The sequence below is a fragment of the Mycoplasma nasistruthionis genome, from assembly GCF_006228185.1.
In the GTDB taxonomy this organism is placed as follows: Bacteria; Bacillota_I; Bacilli_A; order Mycoplasmatales; family Metamycoplasmataceae; genus Mycoplasmopsis; species Mycoplasmopsis nasistruthionis.
On record NZ_CP040825.1, the window covers coordinates 284,513 to 305,672 of the forward strand.

Below are 21,160 nucleotides of genomic sequence, written 5' to 3' on the forward strand. Positions count from 1 at the left end.
AATGAATTATCAATTATATATTTCAATCGCCGTTATTGTGGCGATTTTGATTTTTTTAGTAATTTTATCCTTAACTTATTTATATTTTTATTTCAGGGTTTTTTCAGGAATTATTTTATTTAAAATCGATAATTTAAACAAAAGGGTTTTAAGAATTTCAAAACGTAATTACTTACTATCAACCATCTTTGATATGAAGGCAGTTAATTTTAACAAATTCAATTATGTACCATTATCCGAATTTTTAGAGTTTTTCGCTTTAGAAGATAGAAAGTTTTTGGAAAATTACTTAACAAATAACAACACCGAGAAAAAATACAAAAACTTCAACATTAATATAGCTCAAACTAAGAAATTTAACTTATTTGAAAACTGTTTATTTTTTATTTATAGATTAACTAAGGCGGATGTTAAATATAGCATTAAAATAACGCCTGATGAAAATGGTATTTATGAATGTGCTATCAATTGATCAAAATCCAATCGTTTAGTTGATAAAAAGATAACTCTTTTAGCAACTTCAAAAAAAGTCGAACAAAATTATGAAAAGTTAATTAAAAAATGAAGTCATAAAAACAATATTGTTGTTTCATTTATGTTAAGACCAACATACTTTAATAAGAAATTTGATACTGGTGAATTACAAGAACTATACACCTGAATGAGTAGGTATTTTAAAATATCACTTGACAAAATTGATATTTATCAATATAATGGATTTCATTTCTTTATCATTAAACAAAACAAAAAGACAAATAGAAAAATAAATAATATTGTTAATCGTTTTAATCAAAACAGTCAATTATATCCATATTATGAAATAGCTATATTTTTCAACAACGAACCTATAGATTCAGAGACAATGTGTTTTAATTTATTAAATAAATTAGAATTTGGAGTTTACAATGCTTATTATGCACAAATAAATAAAGCAGATAATAACCCATACATTAATTTCGATTTCAAGAATAAATTAGATGAATTTGAAAAATTCCGTAGTTGATTTGTACTTCATACTAATATTTTTGCACTGTATAACACAGCTGATATTATTATGAATAAATATGAAATAAAGGATTATTCATCTCAAAAACACTACAATAATTATTTAGTTGATTTTATAGCCAAAAACAGTAAACTTAATGATTTATTTAAACAAGTACCTTACTTGAAATACACTTATGAACCTATTATATATAAGCAATGAAATAACAGTATTTTAGAACACCCTCAAAGAGAATTTAATCCAAAGTACTTCTTTAAGCTGTCTCAAGAGTCATTTTTAAATGAACAGAATCAATTAAATATTCAAAAAGAATCACCGATTATATTGGTTTACACTGATAATTTCTTTAAGCATAAGCAACTTAAAGAAAAATTCTTACATTATCATGAAGCACATATTCACCTGGGGCTTTATATTAATAAAATTAACAATAATATTTTAAATTTTGTAAGTGATGCTAAATTTACTTCATTAGTAATTGGTAAAGAAATAGCACAAAATCTTTATAAAACCGATGTTTTATATGACTGCATTAACTTAATTAAGAATGCTACTGAAAACAAAAAGCTTAGAATTATCTTTGAAAACATTCCAAATTCACTAGATGAGCTAGTTATTGACAAGCTTAAAATTCAATATTATTATCAATCTTAAAAATCAAACTAAATCATTAGTTTGATTTTTTTATGCCTTAAACACTATTGTGCAAGCTTTAAACTGCTGAAAATTAATAACAAATAACTTAAATTTTCTATATAATAAATCTATGAAAAAATTAGGAATTATATTAGACTCATTTTCTGGTTTATCAAAAGCCCAAGCACAAGAACTTGAGTTTGGTTTTTTACCACTTCAAGTTGAAATAGATGGCAAAATTTATCAAGATGGTATTGATGATAATTTAGAAATTTTGACTAAAATTCAAGATGCTAAATCAATTTTAACTTCATCACCTAAACTAGAATTAATTCAGTCTACTATAGCAGAATTTGCAAGTCAATATGAAAATGTTATTTACTTAGGTATTAGTTCTAAACTATCTTCTACCCTAAGTCATGCGGCTAATTTAGCACTTGAACATGACAATGTTTATGTTGTCGATAATCATTTTGTTGGTACACAATTAGTTAATGCTGCACTTTATGCACTAAGACTTTCAAATAACGGAATGTCTGTTGGTGAAATTTTACAAAAACTAAATAAGTTAAATAATGAATCAACTACTTATTTAGTTCCAAAAACAATGGAATATTTAATTAAAGGTGGAAGAATTTCTGGAGTTAAGAAATTTATTTTAACTAAGCTTTCAGTTTTACCGGTTTTAGAATTTTCAGCTGATGGTTCAGTTGGTTCAATTGGTTTAAAACGTACTCTAGCAGGTGCAATAGCTAAAGCCACTGAAAAAGTTATGTCATTTAATGAAAATGAACAAATGGAATATCATTTAATAAAAGGAATTGACCAACAAGTTAATCAACTAATCGATAAAACAGCATCAGAATATGGATTAGTTTTTGCCGATTCTAAAACTACACCAGCTGCTATTGCGATTCATACTGGTCCAGAAGCTTTTGCTTTTTCAACAATGCCTAAATTGGAATTAAAATAATGCCTAGATTAAGTAATGGTGATATTAAAATGCCTAAAAAAACTAAAAAAGGCAAAAAGACCACAACTTCAGAACAACGTTTTACAACATTAGTAGACGGAATTATAATTGAAAATCAACAAACTCCTGACCAAATTAAGAACTATAAGAAAAATAGAAGAATTTATATTTTAGCTATTGCTTCAGTGTTATTAATCTTTGCTATTACAGTATCGGTTATTTTAGCAATAATTTTTAGTTAATATTAAAAAATTGCAAAAGAAAATTCGGACTTAGTTCCGAATTTTTTCATTCTATTTTGTAATTTTTGGTGATAAGTATTTTCTAGCTTTTCAAAAGTAGATAAAACCAGAAATTAGTCCCAACCCTATTCCGACGTATATTACAACAGGGCTTACATATAACTTAAATCATTCTGTGTTTAAGTTAGAAATATAAGCTGGTAAAAACATTAAAATCAGAGTTATTATAATTCCGATTGATAAAACTAAAGTTTTTAGTTTACCAAATATATCAGCGCTAACATCTACTTTTTGTGAAGCTAAGTAAGTTCTTAAACCACCTACTAAAACATCACGAAATAATAGTAATCCAAAAGCTCATATTGGTAAAAAGTTTATAGCAACTAAATATAGTAATGTTATATTAGTAATTAACTTATCTGCAATTGGATCAAAAATTTTACCAAATGAACTGACTTCATTTCTTTTTCTAGCTAAATGTCCGTCAAAGTAATCTGTTACCATTCCTGCTACAAAAAACAAAAGAATAAGTGTATGAATTAAAATAAAAATTGACTTATCAAAAGGTGGATAATCTGTTTTATATACAAGATAAGTATTTATTAAAGCTAAAAGTAAAACCGGAATTATTATAACCATTCTAAAAATGGTTAAATAATTTGCAATTGGTGTGTAGGTTCTTTGTGAACTAGTTTTGTTGCTCATTTAAAGCCTTTTCATATTTTTCTTTAATAATATTTTTTAAACTTTCAGGGTCTTTAAATAAATTATCAACCGTTGTTGCTGCGTATTGTTCTAAATCTTTTTTTGATGCTTCTAAATGATTTTTAAAGAATGTTAATACTTGAGAAGCTTTAGTGTCTCAGATATTAGCATTACAATCTTTTAAGGCTCTTAGATTTGAAACAAATTCAGCATATTTTTTATTTTCATGTAAATATTCGCGATAATCACCAGACTTTAGCATTTCATTTAAACAAACTCTAGCTGCATTATTAATTTCAGACATTTTGTATTGTCCAATACTTGGAACAAACTCTGATAATGTCACTTTATTTAACTCAACTAGTTCATTGATCATAATAGTTAAGTCATAAACATGTACTGCTGCTTCTTGTGATAATTGAAAAGCTACTTGTTTTGCTTTTTTCTGATTACGTTTATCTTTTAATCATTGGTATAAAATTCAAGCTGTAAAACCTAAAATAATAACACCAAAGATAATTCACATAATAATTGATGTACTATCCATAAACCTCCTTACTTACTAATTTTTAATTTTCATTTTGGTTCTTTTTGTTTATAAAATTGCTTCATTATGTCTTCTAATTCATTTTCATCATAGGTTTTACCAATTAAGATTGAATTGTGCAAGAAATTACTATAACCTTTAAAATCAAATGAATTCTTTGGTTGAAATTGAGTATATGAAACTTTTCCACCGTCAGGAAGAAGTTCTTTGAATTCAACCTCTGTATCTTTAACTTCTTGTTTAATTAATTTTAGATAATCTTGTGCTTCTGCTTTTAATTCTAAGTATTGAATAGCAAGCTCTTTAACTCTTTCAATATCAGCTGTTTTCATATAACTCCTTAATTAGCAAAAACTCCTGCAAGATAAGCTAAATATAATACTAAAATATTTAAACCAAAGAATATTAAAGTTGAAAGCGCATCTGATAATGTCGCTAAAATTGGTGCTGACATAACAGCAGGATCTTTTTTGAATCTAATTGCCACTAATGGTATCATTGTACCTAAGAATTTAGCAAATATAACCACCACAAATAATGATAATGAACTAGCAATAATAATAAAAGAAATTGGTCCTCATTCTGCTGTTTTAACAATATGTTCACCAGTTCCTGTATCTACTAGCGTATCTCTAAAACCAGGAATAGCAAAATAAACATATAAACGAAGAACATTAATGACAAACATTATTGCACCAATAATTGCACCAATTGATATTTCTCTTCTAACAACTTTTCACATATCTTTATAAGTGATTTCACCCAATGCCGAAGCCCGGGTGATCGTTGTAGATGATTGAGAACCAGCATTACCGGCTGAACCACTAATTATTGGAATTAGCCCGACTATAATAGCAGTTGAAACTGTTACTCCTAATCCAGCAATAAACTCTTCACTAATATCACTGAATTTTTGGATAATGTATTGTGATAAAGTTGCTGAAAGCATTAAAATAATAAGCCATAAAACACGTGACTTAACTAGCGACATAATTGTAGTTTTTAAATAGCTTTCTTCAGCTGCTGAAGTTGAAATACCGGCTAGTTTATACATATCTTCTGTCGCTTGTTCTTGAATAACGTCAATAACATCATCGGCTGTAATCATTCCGATTAGTCTTTTTTCATAAGAAACAACAGGCAATGTTGATCTGTCATGGTCGGCAAAAACATTAGCTGCTTGCTCTTTAGGATCAACTGGATAAACCGAAGCAACAACATTGTAGATGTCTTCTAGTTTTGCGTTTTCATCATTGGCAAAAATTAACTCTTCCAAGGTCACATCACCTAGTAAGATACCGTTTTCATCAGTAACATAGAAATTATGTCCTAATTCGATGTTATTTTTATAGTCTGTACGAATTTTATTAATTGCTTGTTTAGTTGTTCATTTAGATTTTAAAATCGAAATATCAACAGTCATGATGCTTCCGATTTGATCTTCGTTGTAAGAAAAAATACTGTTGATTTTTTCTCTTTTTTCACTCGGTGTTTTTGAAAGAATATGACGCATGATATTAACTGGTAGTTCTTCTAAAACTTCAGCTAGTTCATCTGATTGTAATTCTTGCAAAATGTCCATAATTCAGTCTTGACTGAATAATTTTGCTATTTTTAATTTAACGTCATCTTCTAGATAAGAAAAAACTTCGGCTGCATCTTCAGTTTTAAGCACTCTTAAAACATAAAGTTGTTCAACTTCAGTTAAATCTTCAATAACTTCAGCAAAATCTGCAGGCGGATGATCTTCTTCTAATTCACGAATCCGAGTAATGCTTTTAGATTGAATGGCTTTTTTTAATTCATCAATTAGTTCTTGTCTTAAAACTTCATTAAATTCCATATTATTGCTCCTTCAGGTATTTAATTAGTTGTTCTTGAAACTGATCTAATTGAACCGATTCGATTGTGTCACCTTTGATGATTTTAATTCCACCATCTTCTTCTGAAACTACAACAGTAGTTGCATCACATTGTTCAGAAATTCCAATTGCTGCGCGGTGACGTGAACCAAATTTTGAATCAACACTTTTTCTTGTGATTTTATAAAATGTGGCAGCATAGTAAATTTTATTATCTCTTATAACTACCGCACCATCATGAAGTGGTGAGTTTTTATTGAAAATTGAAATTAGCAGTGATGAAGAAATATTAGCATTAACTAATACACCATCTGTTCTTAAACTATCAATATTATCATTGTTTTCGATTGTTATTAAAGCCCCTACTTTATTACGAGAAAAGTGTTCAACACTTTCTCTTAATTGGTTAATAAGTCTGATTTGACTGCTTTGTCCCATTCTTTCGAATTTAGTTTTCTTAATTCGGTTTAAATAAAAGTTCATGATAATTGGATATAGCAAAATAGCTAAAATCCCAACTAGCATGAACAATAATACTCCGATTAAAATATAAATAATTAAAAAGTCTGACATTGTTAGGCTCAATTAATTCTTGCTAAAAGGAAAATGGCAATCATGACTAAAACAGAAACAGAGACACCAACAAGATTTCTTGTTAAATCTTTTTGATATCAAGGTAGGTTTTTTTGTTCTAAAGCTTTAGCTTGTTTGTCTCTTAAATACTTGGCTTTAATTTGCTCTGAAGCAATTTCTTGCTTACGCATTTCAATTAAATCAACTACTGGTTTATTTGTGTTTTGTTCCATAATTACTCCTATTAACTTAATTTTAACTTTTTTAGGTAATTTAAAAACAAATTAGTTAGATTTTGATAGTTTTTCTACTTCCTGTAAAAGCTCATCGACTTTATTTAATCTTTCTCAAGGTAAATCTAAATCATCTCTACCAAAGTGCCCGAAGTAAGCTGTTTTTGAATAAATTGGTCTTAGTAAATCTAATGATTCGATAATGCCTTTAGGGGTTAAATCAAAAACGTTAGCAATCGCTTGACTAATTAAATCTTCGCTTACCTTAGCTGTATTAAATGTATCAATCATAATTGACACAGGTTTAGCAACTCCAATTGCATAAGCGATTTGAATTTCAATTTTATCTGCTAATTTAGCAGCAACAACGTTTTTAGAAATTCATCTAGCAGCATATGCAGCTGAACGATCGACTTTAGTTGCGTCTTTTCCACTAAAAGCACCACCACCGTGTCTTGCATATCCACCATAAGTATCAACAATAATTTTTCTTCCAGTTAGACCTGTATCACCAATTGGACCGCCTATAACAAATTGTCCTGTTGGATTAATCAAGATCTTTTCAGGTAATTCTAAATCATATTTATCTAAAACAGTTTTAATAATATTATCTTTAATGTATTGTTTGAATTCAACTTCATTATATTTACTTGAATGTTGAACACTCATTAAAATTGTATCCACTACTGTTTTATTAGGGTCTGTGTAATCCAATGTAACTTGGGCTTTCATATCAGCTTTAGCATATTTGAATTGGCTTGATACCCTTTGTGATTCAGCTTCTTTAACTAGTTCATGAGCTAGTGTGATTGCTAGTGGCATAAATTGTTTAGTTTCATTAGTTGCAAAACCAAACATTAACCCCTGATCTCCGGCTCCGATTTCATCCTGTTTTTCTACACCCATGTTAATATCAGGACTTTGTGCACGAATATCTACTTCTAAACTTGTTTCTGGAGAGAAGTAGTTTAATTCTTTTAAAATTTGTGTAGCAATTTCTAAAACATAAACTTTAGCATCAGATTTTACTTCACCAGCTATTAAAACTTTGTGTCCACTTGCCATTGTTTCAATAGCCACTTTAGCTTGTGGATCAAGTTGTAAATATGCATCTAAAATAGCATCTGAAATTTGATCACATAATTTATCAGGGTGTCCTCTACCCACGGATTCACTTGTAAATAACTTTCTCATAAAACTCCTTTTATAATTTTGAAGCTCTGGATGACTTGCTAGTTGGTTTAAATATTATAAACTTTTTTAACTAATAGAATAATAGCTTTATCGACTTTTTCAAAAAATGAAAAACAACCGCCAGAGCGATTGTTTTTGCTGTTTTTTTGCTTATTAAGAAGCAGTTGATGGTTCAGTTGGTTCTGTTGGTGATGGTGTTGAATCAGCTGCAACTGCTGGTTCTTGTGAACCTTCTGATGAAGATGATGAATCTGCTTGCATCTCTCCTGTGCTTGAAGAAGTTTCAGTTGATGTTGATGAATCACTTGTTGTCATTTCTGAAGCTTGAGCATCAGCTGCTCCAGTTGTTGCGTTATCTGCTGTTGCTGTTTCTGATGCTTGTGCGCTTGATGTTGAATCAGCATTTGCTTGGTTGTTAGTTGTTTCACCTTGGTTAGCTGTACCATTTTGGTTTTCCATTGAAGTTCCACCTTGGTTAGCTGTACCATTTTGGTTTTCCATTGAAGTTCCACCTTGGTTAGCTGTGTTGCCTTCTGTTGGAGCAACAACTTCATCAAACACAAATGATTGTTCTAATACTTCATCACCTGTAAGAGTTGTTTTAAATTTAATTGTTAAAGTTCTTGTAGCTTCATCTAATGAACCTTCAAATAACTTGTTTTTGTTATTTTTTTCTGCAGGTAAAGTAGATAAAATGTTGTTTGGATCTACCCCTTCTTTAAAGGTTAAAATGATGTTATCTTGTGAATTTCCACCACTTTTAATTCCAAAAGCTGCTGGATTAGCATTTTTTGTTCCACCAGCTGAGTATTTTTGTAATAAAGCACCTGATGATTGAATTGATGAAGCTTTTTCAGCCATTTTAGCTTTGGCTTTTTCTAATAATTTTGCACCGTTGTATACATATTGGTTTCCGTTAAATGTTTTTGTTTCATTAGCAAACATTAATGGAGCTTTGTATAATGCAACTTCGGCTTCATTAGCTCCTGTCTCAGTAGCTCCTGCTACATTATTTTGACCACCTTGTTGTCCTTGTGTTTCGTTATTTACAACTGTGTCATTAGTTGTTGTATTTTCTTTAGTTTCTGTCGTATCTTTACATGACACTGCAACTGCGGCAACTGGTGCAAGTGTTAATGAAAGACCTGAGAATAAGAATAATTTTTTAAAATTTTTCATAACTTTCTTTCTGATTTAATTATTTTGAGTAATGAAAAAGTTCAATTTTATATGGATTCTCTAATCAAAAAATCTTGTGTATTTCGCAAAGCGAAATATAATTTACATTTTTATAATAACATTTTAGAAATCAAAAAACGTGAAAAAGGTTATTTTTTTCACGTTTTTTCCATTTTTTAATTTATTAAAGATTAGATTATGAAGCTGGTGCGTCAAATACAAATTTTTGAGTTAGAACTTCATCACCTGTTTGAGTTGTTTTAAATTTAATTGTTAAACTTCTTTCAGCATCATCGTATGACCCTTCGAAGTATTTATTGTTTTTATTATTTTTATTTCCTTGAACTGTTGAAATAATATTTCCGATTTCAATACCATTTTTAACAGTAATTACAATATTTGTGTTTGCGTTTGAACCTGAAACAATACCAAATCCTGCTGGAGTTACATTTCCATCTCTGTTTCCAGCTGAATATTTTTGAATTAAAGCTTTATTTCTTTCAATTGATTTTGCTTTTTCTTCAATGGTTGCTCTAATATTTGTTCATTGTTTTCTTCCATCATATTTTACAGGTGTATTGTTGTTAACACCGTCTGCTACGATAAATTCAAATGGAGCTCTGTATGCTTCTTGGTTGGTTGCTGTTGGTACAGATGCCGGGTTATTTGTTGATGGAGTTGTTGGTTGGCTAGAATTTGTTCCGTTTGAAGGAGTAGAAGTTGCTGGTTTTTCAGGTGTAGCTGGTGTGGCCGGTGTTGTGGGTTTTGTTTCTGTTGTTGCTTCTTTTGTTTTAGTTTCTGAATTACATGATGCAGATACTACTATTGGTGCAATTGAAGTTAGTCCTAAACCTAGTGTTAATCAAATTTTGTTTATTTTTTTCATTTTATCCTTACAAAAATATGTGAGTGTATTAAGTAATAATTATTAATTTTATTTCTATATCTACTTTCATAGTATCAAAGATAAACATGAACAAAATTTAGTTATTAAACTTATGTAAAATTTGTGCAAAAAATAAATTAAATAAAAAAATAAGTGATTTTTGCCACTTATTTTTTCATATTAGTGAAAATAGTACTATTTTGTTTCAGAATTGATGTCATGTAGTATTTTATCTATCTTAAGCCCGTTTTTTGAAACTTCATCTAAATAAAAATGAATTTGAGGCACTTTTCTTCAATTAACTGATTTAGCAAAAACGGATCTAACATATCCTGCTGCATTATTTAAAGCCTCAATGCCCTTTGCTTCATTTTGATATAAAGAAACATAAACTTTTAAATGTGATAAATCATTTGAAAGCGAAACATCCATCACAACTGGATCAATAACATTAACATTGGTAATGTTGTAATTTAAGATATTAGAAACTAAGCCTAAGGCTTCAGATTCTTTTCTTTTTAAACTAACTGAATTCATATTACTTAATCATATCACAATTACACTTCAGCAATTAAAAAACCTGAACTTGTGTTCAGGTTTATAATTTAACTTTTTGTTTTTGTGAAGTAGTATGTTGATGCTTTTGAATTTAATTCATCATCAATTGGTTGTAAGGCTTTGTGAACAATTCCACTGTCAGAATTAATTTGATAAATGTCAATTACATTTTTATCTTGTCCATCAGCTACATCAGCAAAATAATTTCTTAAAACTAATTGATAGTCGGCATTTTGACTAGGTACATAGTTAACAAAGTCAAAATTGGTTAAATGACCATAATTAGCAATTGCTTCTTTATCAGATAGGTCTAAAAATGCAATTTTACGCCCTAAATATAAAGCAATAGCTTGATTTAAATCATCTTTATTTTGCTCATTAAATTCAACTTCTAAACCTGTTATATAGTTGATAAAACTAGATTCAATAATTTCTGAGCTATCGATATCAGATAAAAGCAATGCAACAAGCATTATTTGTTCTTGTGGTAAGTCTTGTAGACTTAAAAGTGTTTTTAGGTTGTCTAAAAATTCTTGTCTATTGCTAATGATTGTATTTTGATCATCAGAATTTTCATCAAATGAAAGTTGCTTAGTATTGATTAATTTTTCAGAAACTTTATAGAGTAAATCTGCATGGCTAGCAACAAAATAATCTTGTAATAATTTTGGTGCTATGTTGATTTTATCGCTGTAATCTGTTTCTTCTGTTGAATTGTAAAAACTATTAAATGCATCAGAATTTTCAACTAGTGACAAGTCAATTAAGTCTCCGTATTTGACTACCAGTTTACTTGTTTCAGTTTCTAAATCACTATCTTTTGTTTTTAAAACTTCTTGTAGTTCTGAAGTTATATCTTCTGAGTATAAACTTACAAAATTAATTTCGCGTTGCTTACGTCATAATTGTGCTATTGAATATTCAGTCAATAAACGTTGTTGATTTTCAATCGATGAATCATTAAAGCGACTAGCAAACTTTTGATCTGATTTTAAAATTTTTAAATTATCAGCAAGTGCTGGCAGATTATCTAGAAAACTTTCTCTTGCAGCTTCAATATAAGCATCATTATCAGCATTTGAGTTAGCTGAAGATAAAATAAATCCATCTACTAATAAAATGTTTTGTTTTGTTTTTATTACACGAATATCACCATCTGCAACTCTGTCGTTGTTAGGAAAATTATCTTCTGCATAATATGCATCAATTGCATCACCATTGTACATAATAGCTGCAGCTACGTCATTTCTGGTAGGATTTACTAATGTTTCTAAAACTTCTAAACCATCACCATTAAAAGTGATGTGCTTGCTATCTTTAGCTGAATATCCTGTACCGTCTTGAATTAGATTTGTGAACGAATCAATTAAAGATTTGTAAGTTTCATCAGTCACTTCACCTGTGAAATCTGCGCTTGTTCTTTGACCGTCTGCTTTTAATCAGTAAGATGAACCATAAAGCATATTATCACGAATTGCATCAGTGATAATTCATGATTTATTTTTGATATTATCTTTAACTATTTTTAAAGCATTAATGATTGAATTTGTTTCACCTTCATAACCTGGTTGGTCTTGATATTTGCTTAAGTCAATGGCATCATTTTCATCTTTTTTAGCATCATCAATTGGTGTTTTTTTAACATTGTATGCAACAACCATGTCTTGGATGTAATAAGGGAAAAAGTATTCTCATAAATGAGCATTAATTGTTTTTCCTAAATAATCTACTTCTAGGACTTTGTCATAGCTACTTAAGTGATCCCAAACTTGTTTTGATAAAACTGTTTGTAATGTTTTTTTAACTAATTCAGGATCATTTTCTAACTCTGGCATGTTGAATAATTTAGCATAATTTATTTTAGCTAAATTACCGCGTTTAATTAATTGAGCTGCTAAGAAATCTGTTCCAATTCCTGCAGCTGCTTTGTAGTTGATTAAAGCATTGTTAAATTCACTAATTTCACTAAATTGAGTATATGAAAAAGTTTTGTTTAACTTTGCTTGATTGTCTTCCGACATATATGATTTGAAATTATAAAAAGCTGGTTTATATGAATTTTGGACTTTTAGTGCAACTGCAACTCCTGCTGTAGAAATTGCAGCCGTTAAAACCCCTAGGGCAAGGGCTGATTTGATTTTTTGTTTCAACTAATTCCCTTTTTTATGTTTTTTCACAATTGTATAAATAATATTTGCAACGATTGTTACTAATAAAACGATTGTCCCTAAAACAAGTCCTCAAGGCTCAAATGCACCTTCATATAATTTTGTTCCCAATGTAGGAGCATTAGAAACTGTACGTGTAATAATGAAATCATCAAATGATAAAACTGATGAAACCACTACTGACATAATAATTGATGGAATCATGTAGATAAAATAAGTTTTAAATCATGATTGTAATTTTGAATAACCTAAGTCTTGTGAAGCTTCAAATAAGTTATTATTGAACTTTTCACTTCTTGGTAGCATCATTGAAATACCATATGGTAAAGCCATAATGGTATGAGCTACCACAACACGAATAAATCCTTCGTCTTGAACTTGAATTACTCCAAAAAAAGCACCAAAAACAAGTACTAAACCGATTGCTGTAATGTTGTCTGGATTAATTAAAGGAATATTTGAAGTTCCAGAAACTGCAGTTCTAATTAATTTACTCTTTTGACGATATAAAGAATAAACAGTAATTAAACTAATAGTAGCCACTAAAAAACTAACAATAATAGCTAATAAAATTGTGTTTAATAGGGCTGTAAAACGACCTTCGTCAAGTAGGCCGCTTCAGTTGGCGGTTGTTCCTTCAGTTCAAGTAACATTGAATTGTCCTTTAGGTGTAGGTGAGTTAAATGTGAAAATTGCACCAAAGAATAAAGGAATATAAACTAATCCTAAAATGATATAAATGTAACTTTTACGTAATATTTGAGACATTTTACTCATAGTGTGCTCCTTTTTTAAGTTTAAATATAACTCTTGGCACAATTAGCATTAAAGCATAAATTCCTATGAATAAGAATGAAACAACTAAAACTAAGGCTGATCCACTACTTAAATCAAACTTGTTTCCTGGGTTGATTTTTGAGTTAATAATATCACCGATTAGTTGTTTTTGTGAACCGTCTGGTAGTAGTTTTGATGAAATAATGAAAGTTGTGGCACTTGCTAAGAAAATCATAGCTAGTCCGCTTAAAATAGCTTTAGTTCCATACGGAATAACTACTTTGAATATAGTTTGAATATTGTTATATCCTAAGTCGTTACTTGCTTCTGTGATATTTTTAGGCATATCTTTAAACACTGGATATAAAGACATAATCATTAAAGGTAAGTTTAAATAAGTTAGTCCTAAAATGATAAAAGCTTCAGTGTTTAAGGTTTTAGCTTCAATATTTGCAGCTGCAAAAATGGCTAAAAATAAGGCTTTAACTGAATAAATACGTGCAATTGTAAAAATTGCCATTGGAGATAAAATTAAGCTTAAAGCGTAAATTTTAAATACTTTGGATTGAATTTTTGAAACGAAATAAGCATATGGTAAACCAATGACTAAGCAAATAAATGCTGACACCAGCCCTATTCATAAACTACGTCCCATAATTCTTCAAGTATTATCAGATTTAATTAAAGCTAATGAATCAAAATCGTCTGATACTGAAAATGCACTAACAATGATAAAAATCACTGGTAGAACGATTAATAATAATGAAATTAATAAGTATGGCAATACCATGTAGAATTTGTGATCAAAGTTGAACTTTTTAATTTTGAAAATCATTATTTGAATAATCTCACTTAGAGTCTTTTTTCATTAAGTGAATTGAATCAATTGTTCAACTTAAATAAACTTTTTCATCAAGTTCAAATTTCTTAGCAGTTTCTACATAAATAATTTCGCCAGTTAATAATTTAACAGTTAAATAGTAATAACTTCCACGATATGAAATATCTTCAATTGTTCCGACTAATTTGTCTTCAACATTTGTTGGATTAACAGTAATGTCAATATCTTCAGGTCTAATTAAAGCATCTAAAACAGTTTCAGAACCGAATTCTTCTGGATCATGAACTGTTTTAAATTCTTTGTTAAATAATTTTACTCTTCCTGATTTAGCAAATGTTGCATCAAAAATATTTGAATCTCCGATAAATTTAGCTACTCAAATATTTACAGGATAGTCATAGATGTGTTTTGGAGTATCATATTGCTCAATTAATCCATCACGCATAACCGCAATTCTATCTGATAGTTCTAACGCTTCATCTTGATCGTGAGTAACAAAAACAAATGTTAAACCTAATTCTTGTTGAATGCTTCTTAGTAAAACTTGCATTCTTTTTCTAATTTTGGCATCAAGCGCTGATAGCGGTTCATCTAGTAATAAAATTTCTGGTTCAATAACTAAAGATCTAGCTAATGCAACACGCTGTTTCATTCCACCAGATAATTCGGAAATGTTTTTAGTTTCATTTCCTTTTAAACCAACTAATTCAATAATTTTGTTAATTTTAGCTTCACGCTCATCTTTTGTCATTTTACGCATGAAGTGAGCATTTCTGAAAGCTTCAACTTTTTGATTTACATAGTTTTCTCAATATGAATATTTAAAGTCTGAATCATCTAGTCAATTTTGGCGACGACGGTATTGGAAAGTACCTGGTTTTAACGATTCTAGTTCAGTTTCATATTTTTCTTGTAATAAATCTAAAGCGTGCATTTTTGCTTTAGCTTTAGCTGTTCATTTTTGCTTCATTAATTCTAATTTTTCAACATATTTAGAATTAATTTCTTCTCTTGGCACTCTTTTTAGTTTTAGTCCGTATTCAATGTTTCCATGAACGTTTAAATGTGGAAATAGTGCATAGTCTTGAAAAATAGTAGACACATTACGTCTATGTGGTTCTAAGTCTTTGATGTCATATCCATCAAATTTAATTTCTCCACGTGTGGCTCATTCAAAACCACCTAATAATCTTAAAATTGTTGTTTTTCCAGAACCTGAAGGTCCTAACAATGTAACAAATTCACCACGTTTGATTTTTAAGTTAATGCTGTGTAGAACTGTTTTGTCTTGAAATTCTTTAACAACATCAACTAATTCAATAACTGGTTGTTCGGCTTTTAATTCTGATAATTTAGCCATAAAATTCCCCTTTCTAAAATTAAATAATTAAATTAAAAAATCTTAAAGGGAGACACGATCATATAAATTTTCACTGTATTCTTCAACATCAGAACGCAATGCTGGATATTCAATATCATTGAAGTTTATCATTACGTTTTTAATCGGAAGAATTTGGATAAACATTGCCTTATTTTTCATATTTAACAATTATAGCAACTGCACGTTAAATTGCATTAAAAAAGTTATAAAAATTTAGCAAATTTATTTCAAAATTCATAACTAAATTTGCTAAATTCAAAATTGCTTTTGAAAAATATTTTTGTGATTTTCAAAAGCAATTGGGTTTTAAAATTTATAATTAAATTATGAACAAAATTTATTTACACACTAACACCGAATATTCATTTTTTAATTCAACAATCAGAGTTGAAGAATTAATTAAATTAGCAGTTGAAAATAAATTAGAATATTTAGCTTTGACTGACTTTGAAAACCTATTTGCTTTGCCTTTTTATTTTAAAATGCAAAAGAAATATGGCATTAAACCAATTATAGGAGCTGAAATTTCTTTAAAAGAAGATTTCGTGGTTATGGTTTATGCTAAAAATAATTCAGGTTATGTTAAATTAAATCAACTGATATTCAAAAAAAGTCAGAATCAACAAGTTTCTTATTATGATTTAAACGATCCAGATTTAATCGTTATAGATCATTTAGACCTAGGGCATAGGGCTAAAGATATTTCTCTAGAACAATATTGACCTAATTTTTATTTAAATAATAAGCAAAAATTAAATCATCAAACTACATATGCACCAACTAAAAAAGTTTTAAATTTTGAACAAAACGAAATTTTACAAATACTTCAAAAAATGGGTAATAAACAGCAAAACTTCAAATTATATGATGATTATTTATTTGATGAAGATTTCACGGATTTAGATCCTGAAGTTGCTGAAAATATTCAAAAAATTGCTCAATCGTGCAATGTTCAAGCGCCTGATAGTTCATTAAAATTGGCTAAATCGGAACTTGGTGATTCTAAAGAAGTTTTATTTAGTTTATTTGATGAAAAAAAACTAAATGATTTAGCTTTAAAATTTGGAAAATCAGCAATTGAAAACAGGATTAATTATGAAACTAACGTTATTGAAAAATTAGGTTATATTAATTATTTTTTAATCATTCAAGACGTAATTTCTTTTGCTAAAAGTCAAAACATCGAAGTCGGCCCTGGTAGAGGTAGTGCTTCTGGGTCAATTATTGCTTATTTATTGGGAATTACTGAAGTTGATCCAATTCAGTTCGGCTTACTTTTTGAACGTTTTTTAAATATTGACAGAGTTTCATTACCTGATATCGATATCGATATTCAAGATGATAGACGTGAAGAAATTTTAGAATATATTAAAAACAAATATGGCGCAGAAAATGTTGCTTTAATTACAACTTTTCAAACTTTAGGAGCTAAAAACAGTATTAGGGATATAGCTCGTTATTTAAATATTCCAGTTAGTGAAGTAGATAAGATTTGTAATGCCATCGATGTAGATCAAACCCTACAAGAGGCATACGAAAAATCCAAAGTGTATAAGAAACTAGTTGACATGCATCCTAATTTACATGAATATGCAAGTCAGATCCAAGGATTACCAAGACAAATTGGCGTCCATCCGGCAGGAATAATTATTGCTAATCAACCAATCATTGACGTTGTACCAGTTTATCAAAACAACAATTTTCAACAAGTTCAATTTACATTGAATGATATTGAACAATATGGTCTTTTAAAAATTGATTTTTTAGGTCTTAAAAATTTAACAATTATTAAACAAATTGAAAATTTAATACCACTTGAAAATCATTTTGAAAACTCGCTAGCAGTTAATTATGCTAAGTTTTTAGATGTTAAAACTCAACAATTGTTAAACAATCTTTTAACTAACGGAATATTTCAAATTGAATCAAAAGGTATGAAGGAGTCAATTCAAAAAGTCAACATTGACTCATTTGATGATATTTATGCAATAATTTCTCTTTTCAGACCAGGACCATATAAATATATTTCAGAATATGCTGACGTAAAACAACATAAAAAAGCTATGACTAAAGTTCATCCGCTTTATGATGAAATTGTTGCACCTACTTTTGGTGTTATTGTTTATCAAGAACAAATTATGCAAATAGCTCAAAAAGTTGCCTTAATGCCTTTCTCACAGGCTGATTTGTTAAGAAGAGCTATTTCTAAAAAGAATGAACAAGATTTAAAAGCTTATGAATCAATATTCTTTGATGGTGGATTAAAAAACGGACTGAATCAAGAAACATTACAAGTTATTTATGACAATATCTTGTATTTTGGTAAATACGGATTTAATAAATCTCACGCTGTTGCTTATGCATTAATTTCATATAAAATGGCTTATTATAAAGCTCATTTTCCACTGCAATTCTATAAAGTTTTAATCACTAATTCAGCGTCAGATCAGCACAATATTAGACAATATGTTGAAGATGCTATTAAACAAAAAATAAAAGTATTTTCACCTGATATTAATGGTTCTTCAGATGTAGTAATCAGCATTGATGATTCATTGTTTTTAAGTCTTTTAATGATTAAAAGTGTTGGAACAGCTGCTTGTTTAAAAATTGTCAATGAACGTAATTTAAATGGCGCATATACTGATTTTATTAGTTGTTATTTAAGGCTAATTATTAATGCTAAAATCTCTGAATCATTAGTTGAAACCTTAATTAAAGCCAATGCTTTAAGACGTTTTGGTAATATTTCAACATTATTAAAATCACTGCCAATTGCTAAGCAGTATGCTGATTATTTCAAAACCAAATACAAAAAGTTGAAGGCGATAAGGATTATTTACTAGCTGAATTTATTAAACAAAATGATTTTAGTAATTTTGAATTAGAAATTCAACCAAAAGACAATATTTTAGAAGCAAACTATGAATCAGAACTACTGGGTAGTTCTTACAATGTTTCATATTCAGTTGATCCAAATGGGTTAACTTTACCCGACTTAGAAACCAATAATCCTATGTGAATGGTCGTTTTATTAAACAATGTTAAAAAACATGCCAAAGGATTTCCACAAATTATTATCTCAGATGGTAAAAAAACAGCTACTGCAACAGGATTTTCAGAAGCTGCTAAAAATATATTAAATTACAAAAATCCAAGAAAACTGAATGTATTAGTTAAAAAGATGCAAAAGGATTTTATCAATTCATAGATTGAAAAGAGGTAGAAAATGAATAAACACTTGATTATTGACGGAAACTACTTAATGTTTCAATCTTTCCATGCTTCTTATAACCCAAACTTTTTTATGCAAAATTCTGCAGGAGTTCCAACTAATGCAATTAACTTATTTTTAATACAAATGATTAAGTTAATTAAATACTATCAACCAACTCATCTATTTATTGCTTTTGATTCAAAAGAAAAATCATTCAGACATGAACTATATGACAACTACAAAGAAGGACGTTCAAAAGCGCCAAATGAATTGTTTATTCAATTTGATTTAATTAAACAGATTTTATCTAAGCTAAATATTGTTCACCAAGAACAGCCCGGTTATGAAGCTGATGATTTAGTTGCTGCTTATTGCAAATTAGCAGCTAACAATGAAACTAAAATCATTTTTTCAAGAGACAAAGACTTACACCAGTTAATTGATCAAAACACTTCAGTGGTTATAAAAGACAAAACAAATAACGAATATGCACTTTTAACTGATCAAAATTATTTTAACAACTACAACTTTTATCCAAACCAAGTTCCTGATTTTAAAGCTTTAGCAGGTGATAGTAGTGATAATTTGCCAGGTGTAAAAGGGATAGGCGAAAAAACTGCTATAAATATTTTGAATTTATATGGAAATATCAAAAATTTATACCAAGATCAAGCAAGTTGACCAGCTAATTTAACCAAATCAGTAATTAAAAAATTAACTGAAAATCAAGCAGATGCTGAATTCTGTTACAAAATGGCTACTTTAAATCCTAATGTTGAAAACTTTGATGTTAATCTAAAAAAATATGAACTAAAAATCAACTTAAATAACGCTTTAAACTTGCTGACAGAACTGGAACTGAAAACTGTTATCAGCTATTTAAAATAACTGCAAAAAATTGCATTTTTAATGGCAAAATTGACTTTATTTTGCAATTAATTTATAAATATGTTAATTAATCAACATTTAAACACTGCAACAACTTCTAATCCTAAAATATAGGCTTAAAAGTTGTTTTTTATTATAAAATACACTGTTAATAAGTTCTGAATTAAGCTTGTTTTTAACTAAGTTTTGCAAAAATTATAAAAAGCAAAAATAAAACACTATAAAATTTAATTACTAAGGCAAAAATGCCTGTTAAATTTCAAAGGAGCATTATCATGTTTGACCAAAATTCCACTTTAAGTTATCATCGTTTTGTTACTGAAAGAAAAGAAGAAATTACTAATGACGATTTAAGAAATTTACGTCAATTTTATGCTCCATTGGTAGGAACAGAAGCACTTGCCTTGTATCAATTTTTATTTGATAGTTTAAATCATCAAAAAAGTTCTTTATCTTTATATGAATATTGATATTTATGTAATTTATTACAAATTCAACCAGAACAATTAGAAAATAGCCGTAAAAGACTTGAGGGTCTGGGTTTAATGGAAACTTTTTCAATTAATGAAAAACAAATCACTGTTTTTAAATTGAATAAACCACTTGATGCTTCAAAGTTTAATTCAAACTCATTAATAAAAGATATGTTAGTTGATAAAATCGGTAAAGATAATTATGCCAGATTAGTTCTATCAAAAATTTCACAAGATTCAATAACAGATAACTACCAAACTTATGAATTAACTTCTGATTTTTATGAAATTTTTGACTTGCCAGAAGTTAGATCTAAAAAAGTTTCTCAATTCAATGTTCAAAACGCAATTGAAATTAACAGTTTTAGAGAAACAAAACAAGATTTTAATTCGCCTATCGATTTAAGAACTACACTAAATCTTAATAACTTCACTTACACAAATGACTGAGAAGCACTTAATAATTTAGACATAGAAAACTTTTTTGAATATTTATTTGATGGCGCTAAGTTCTCAGAATCATTCACTAAATATATCACACCGCTAGTAAACAAATTTAAAACTAAAAATAAAGAGATTAATTATGTAATGTATTTTGTTAGAAACATGTACAATCACAAAACACCTTCTAAGATATTTGAAAGTAAGACAATAGGTTATTTAAACACATTAATTGATAATGGCTTATCAGACATAGTGCATATTGAAAGCTATTTAGATAGTCATTCTTTTAGAAACCCTAACTTCCAGGTTTATACTGAAACTAAAAAATTATTGAAACAACAAGCAAGCGAATTTTAAAAAGATATAATTTAGCTAAC

22 protein-coding genes are annotated in these 21,160 nt (G+C 28.7%); 7 read left to right on the forward strand and 15 right to left on the reverse strand.

All coding sequences use genetic code 4. From position 1 onward, the window contains the following. The first annotated feature begins 1 nt into the window (after nucleotide 1). The 3 genes from FG904_RS01105 to FG904_RS01115 all read left to right on the forward strand — a co-directional run bounded on the left by FG904_RS01105 (nucleotide 2) and on the right by FG904_RS01115 (nucleotide 2,857). Nucleotides 2–1,660, forward strand: coding sequence for an MHO_4530 family protein (locus tag FG904_RS01105; protein WP_139592099.1), 1,659 nt, complete (start codon nucleotides 2–4; stop codon nucleotides 1,658–1,660). Between the two features lie 112 nt (nucleotides 1,661–1,772). After that, nucleotides 1,773–2,615 (forward strand): DegV family protein, encoded by an 843-nt coding sequence (locus FG904_RS01110; RefSeq protein WP_139592100.1) that lies wholly within the window; start codon nucleotides 1,773–1,775, stop codon nucleotides 2,613–2,615. After that, complete coding sequence (locus FG904_RS01115; RefSeq protein ID WP_139592101.1) at nucleotides 2,615–2,857, forward strand: hypothetical protein; 243 nt, start codon at nucleotides 2,615–2,617, stop codon at nucleotides 2,855–2,857. Before FG904_RS01110 ends, FG904_RS01115 begins: the two co-directional genes overlap by 1 nt. A gap of 51 nt (nucleotides 2,858–2,908) precedes the next feature. On the opposite strand, the gene pgsA is transcribed toward FG904_RS01115, so the two are convergent. The 15 genes from pgsA to FG904_RS03265 all read right to left on the reverse strand — a co-directional run bounded on the left by pgsA (nucleotide 2,909) and on the right by FG904_RS03265 (nucleotide 15,920). Then, nucleotides 2,909–3,562 (reverse strand): CDP-diacylglycerol--glycerol-3-phosphate 3-phosphatidyltransferase, encoded by a 654-nt coding sequence (gene pgsA, locus FG904_RS01120; RefSeq protein WP_139592102.1) that lies wholly within the window; start codon nucleotides 3,560–3,562, stop codon nucleotides 2,909–2,911. Then, entirely contained in the window at nucleotides 3,546–4,109 is a 564-nt protein-coding gene (locus FG904_RS01125) for an MHJ_0274 family protein (protein ID WP_139592103.1), read from the reverse strand. The genes pgsA and FG904_RS01125 overlap by 17 nt, the downstream gene beginning before the upstream one ends. Before the next feature lie 8 nt (nucleotides 4,110–4,117). Next, complete coding sequence (locus FG904_RS01130; protein WP_139592104.1) at nucleotides 4,118–4,441, reverse strand: hypothetical protein; 324 nt, start codon at nucleotides 4,439–4,441, stop codon at nucleotides 4,118–4,120. An 8-nt stretch (nucleotides 4,442–4,449) separates the two neighbouring features. Continuing rightward, nucleotides 4,450–5,952: a magnesium transporter gene (gene mgtE / locus FG904_RS01135; protein WP_139592105.1), complete on the reverse strand. Its 1,503-nt coding sequence runs from the start codon at nucleotides 5,950–5,952 to the stop codon at nucleotides 4,450–4,452. Nucleotide 5,953: 1 nt separating this feature from the next. Then, nucleotides 5,954–6,544, reverse strand: a complete 591-nt coding sequence (locus FG904_RS01140; RefSeq protein ID WP_139592106.1) for a diadenylate cyclase — start codon at nucleotides 6,542–6,544, stop codon at nucleotides 5,954–5,956. A 2-nt stretch (nucleotides 6,545–6,546) separates the two neighbouring features. Continuing rightward, on the reverse strand, nucleotides 6,547–6,777 hold the full coding sequence (locus FG904_RS01145; protein ID WP_139592107.1) for a hypothetical protein: 231 nt from the start codon (nucleotides 6,775–6,777) through the stop codon (nucleotides 6,547–6,549). A gap of 51 nt (nucleotides 6,778–6,828) precedes the next feature. Further along, entirely contained in the window at nucleotides 6,829–7,971 is a 1,143-nt protein-coding gene (gene metK / locus FG904_RS01150; RefSeq protein ID WP_139592108.1) for a methionine adenosyltransferase, read from the reverse strand. Nucleotides 7,972–8,124: 153 nt separating this feature from the next. Further along, entirely contained in the window at nucleotides 8,125–9,150 is a 1,026-nt protein-coding gene (locus FG904_RS01155; protein WP_139592109.1) for a Vmc-like lipoprotein signal peptide domain-containing protein, read from the reverse strand. 196 nt (nucleotides 9,151–9,346) lie between these two features. Further along, entirely contained in the window at nucleotides 9,347–10,036 is a 690-nt protein-coding gene (locus tag FG904_RS01160) for a hypothetical protein (RefSeq protein ID WP_139592110.1), read from the reverse strand. 195 nt (nucleotides 10,037–10,231) lie between these two features. Further along, nucleotides 10,232–10,573 (reverse strand): 30S ribosome-binding factor RbfA, encoded by a 342-nt coding sequence (gene rbfA, locus FG904_RS01165; protein ID WP_139592111.1) that lies wholly within the window; start codon nucleotides 10,571–10,573, stop codon nucleotides 10,232–10,234. Between the two features lie 68 nt (nucleotides 10,574–10,641). Continuing rightward, nucleotides 10,642–12,744 carry a type 2 periplasmic-binding domain-containing protein gene (locus FG904_RS01170; protein WP_139592112.1) on the reverse strand — a complete coding sequence of 701 codons (2,103 nt, stop codon included), beginning with the start codon at nucleotides 12,742–12,744 and terminating at the stop codon, nucleotides 10,642–10,644. Beyond that, nucleotides 12,745–13,539, reverse strand: a complete 795-nt coding sequence (locus FG904_RS01175) for an ABC transporter permease (protein WP_139592113.1) — start codon at nucleotides 13,537–13,539, stop codon at nucleotides 12,745–12,747. After that, complete coding sequence (locus FG904_RS01180) at nucleotides 13,532–14,374, reverse strand: ABC transporter permease (RefSeq protein WP_139592114.1); 843 nt, start codon at nucleotides 14,372–14,374, stop codon at nucleotides 13,532–13,534. Before FG904_RS01180 ends, FG904_RS01175 begins: the two co-directional genes overlap by 8 nt. Beyond that, complete coding sequence (locus FG904_RS01185; RefSeq protein WP_139592115.1) at nucleotides 14,358–15,740, reverse strand: ABC transporter ATP-binding protein; 1,383 nt, start codon at nucleotides 15,738–15,740, stop codon at nucleotides 14,358–14,360. Before FG904_RS01185 ends, FG904_RS01180 begins: the two co-directional genes overlap by 17 nt. Nucleotides 15,741–15,782: 42 nt before the next feature. Continuing rightward, the gene (locus FG904_RS03265; RefSeq protein WP_158290326.1) at nucleotides 15,783–15,920 is read right to left on the reverse strand and encodes a hypothetical protein; all 138 of its coding nucleotides are present in this window, start codon (nucleotides 15,918–15,920) and stop codon (nucleotides 15,783–15,785) included. A 167-nt stretch (nucleotides 15,921–16,087) separates the two neighbouring features. On the opposite strand from FG904_RS03265, the gene dnaE reads away from it, so the two are divergent. From dnaE to FG904_RS01205, 4 genes are all read left to right on the forward strand, one after another. After that, the gene (gene dnaE / locus FG904_RS01190; protein WP_139592116.1) at nucleotides 16,088–18,607 is read left to right on the forward strand and encodes a DNA polymerase III subunit alpha; all 2,520 of its coding nucleotides are present in this window, start codon (nucleotides 16,088–16,090) and stop codon (nucleotides 18,605–18,607) included. Between the two features lie 176 nt (nucleotides 18,608–18,783). Next, nucleotides 18,784–18,972: a hypothetical protein gene (locus FG904_RS01195; RefSeq protein WP_139592117.1), complete on the forward strand. Its 189-nt coding sequence runs from the start codon at nucleotides 18,784–18,786 to the stop codon at nucleotides 18,970–18,972. An 18-nt stretch (nucleotides 18,973–18,990) separates the two neighbouring features. Further along, nucleotides 18,991–19,866 carry a 5'-3' exonuclease gene (locus FG904_RS01200; protein ID WP_139592118.1) on the forward strand — a complete coding sequence of 292 codons (876 nt, stop codon included), beginning with the start codon at nucleotides 18,991–18,993 and terminating at the stop codon, nucleotides 19,864–19,866. A gap of 275 nt (nucleotides 19,867–20,141) precedes the next feature. Then, a complete protein-coding gene (locus FG904_RS01205; RefSeq protein ID WP_139592119.1) occupies nucleotides 20,142–21,140 on the forward strand; it encodes a replication initiation and membrane attachment family protein in 999 nt (332 codons plus the stop codon). Nucleotides 21,141–21,160 lie beyond the last annotated feature (20 nt).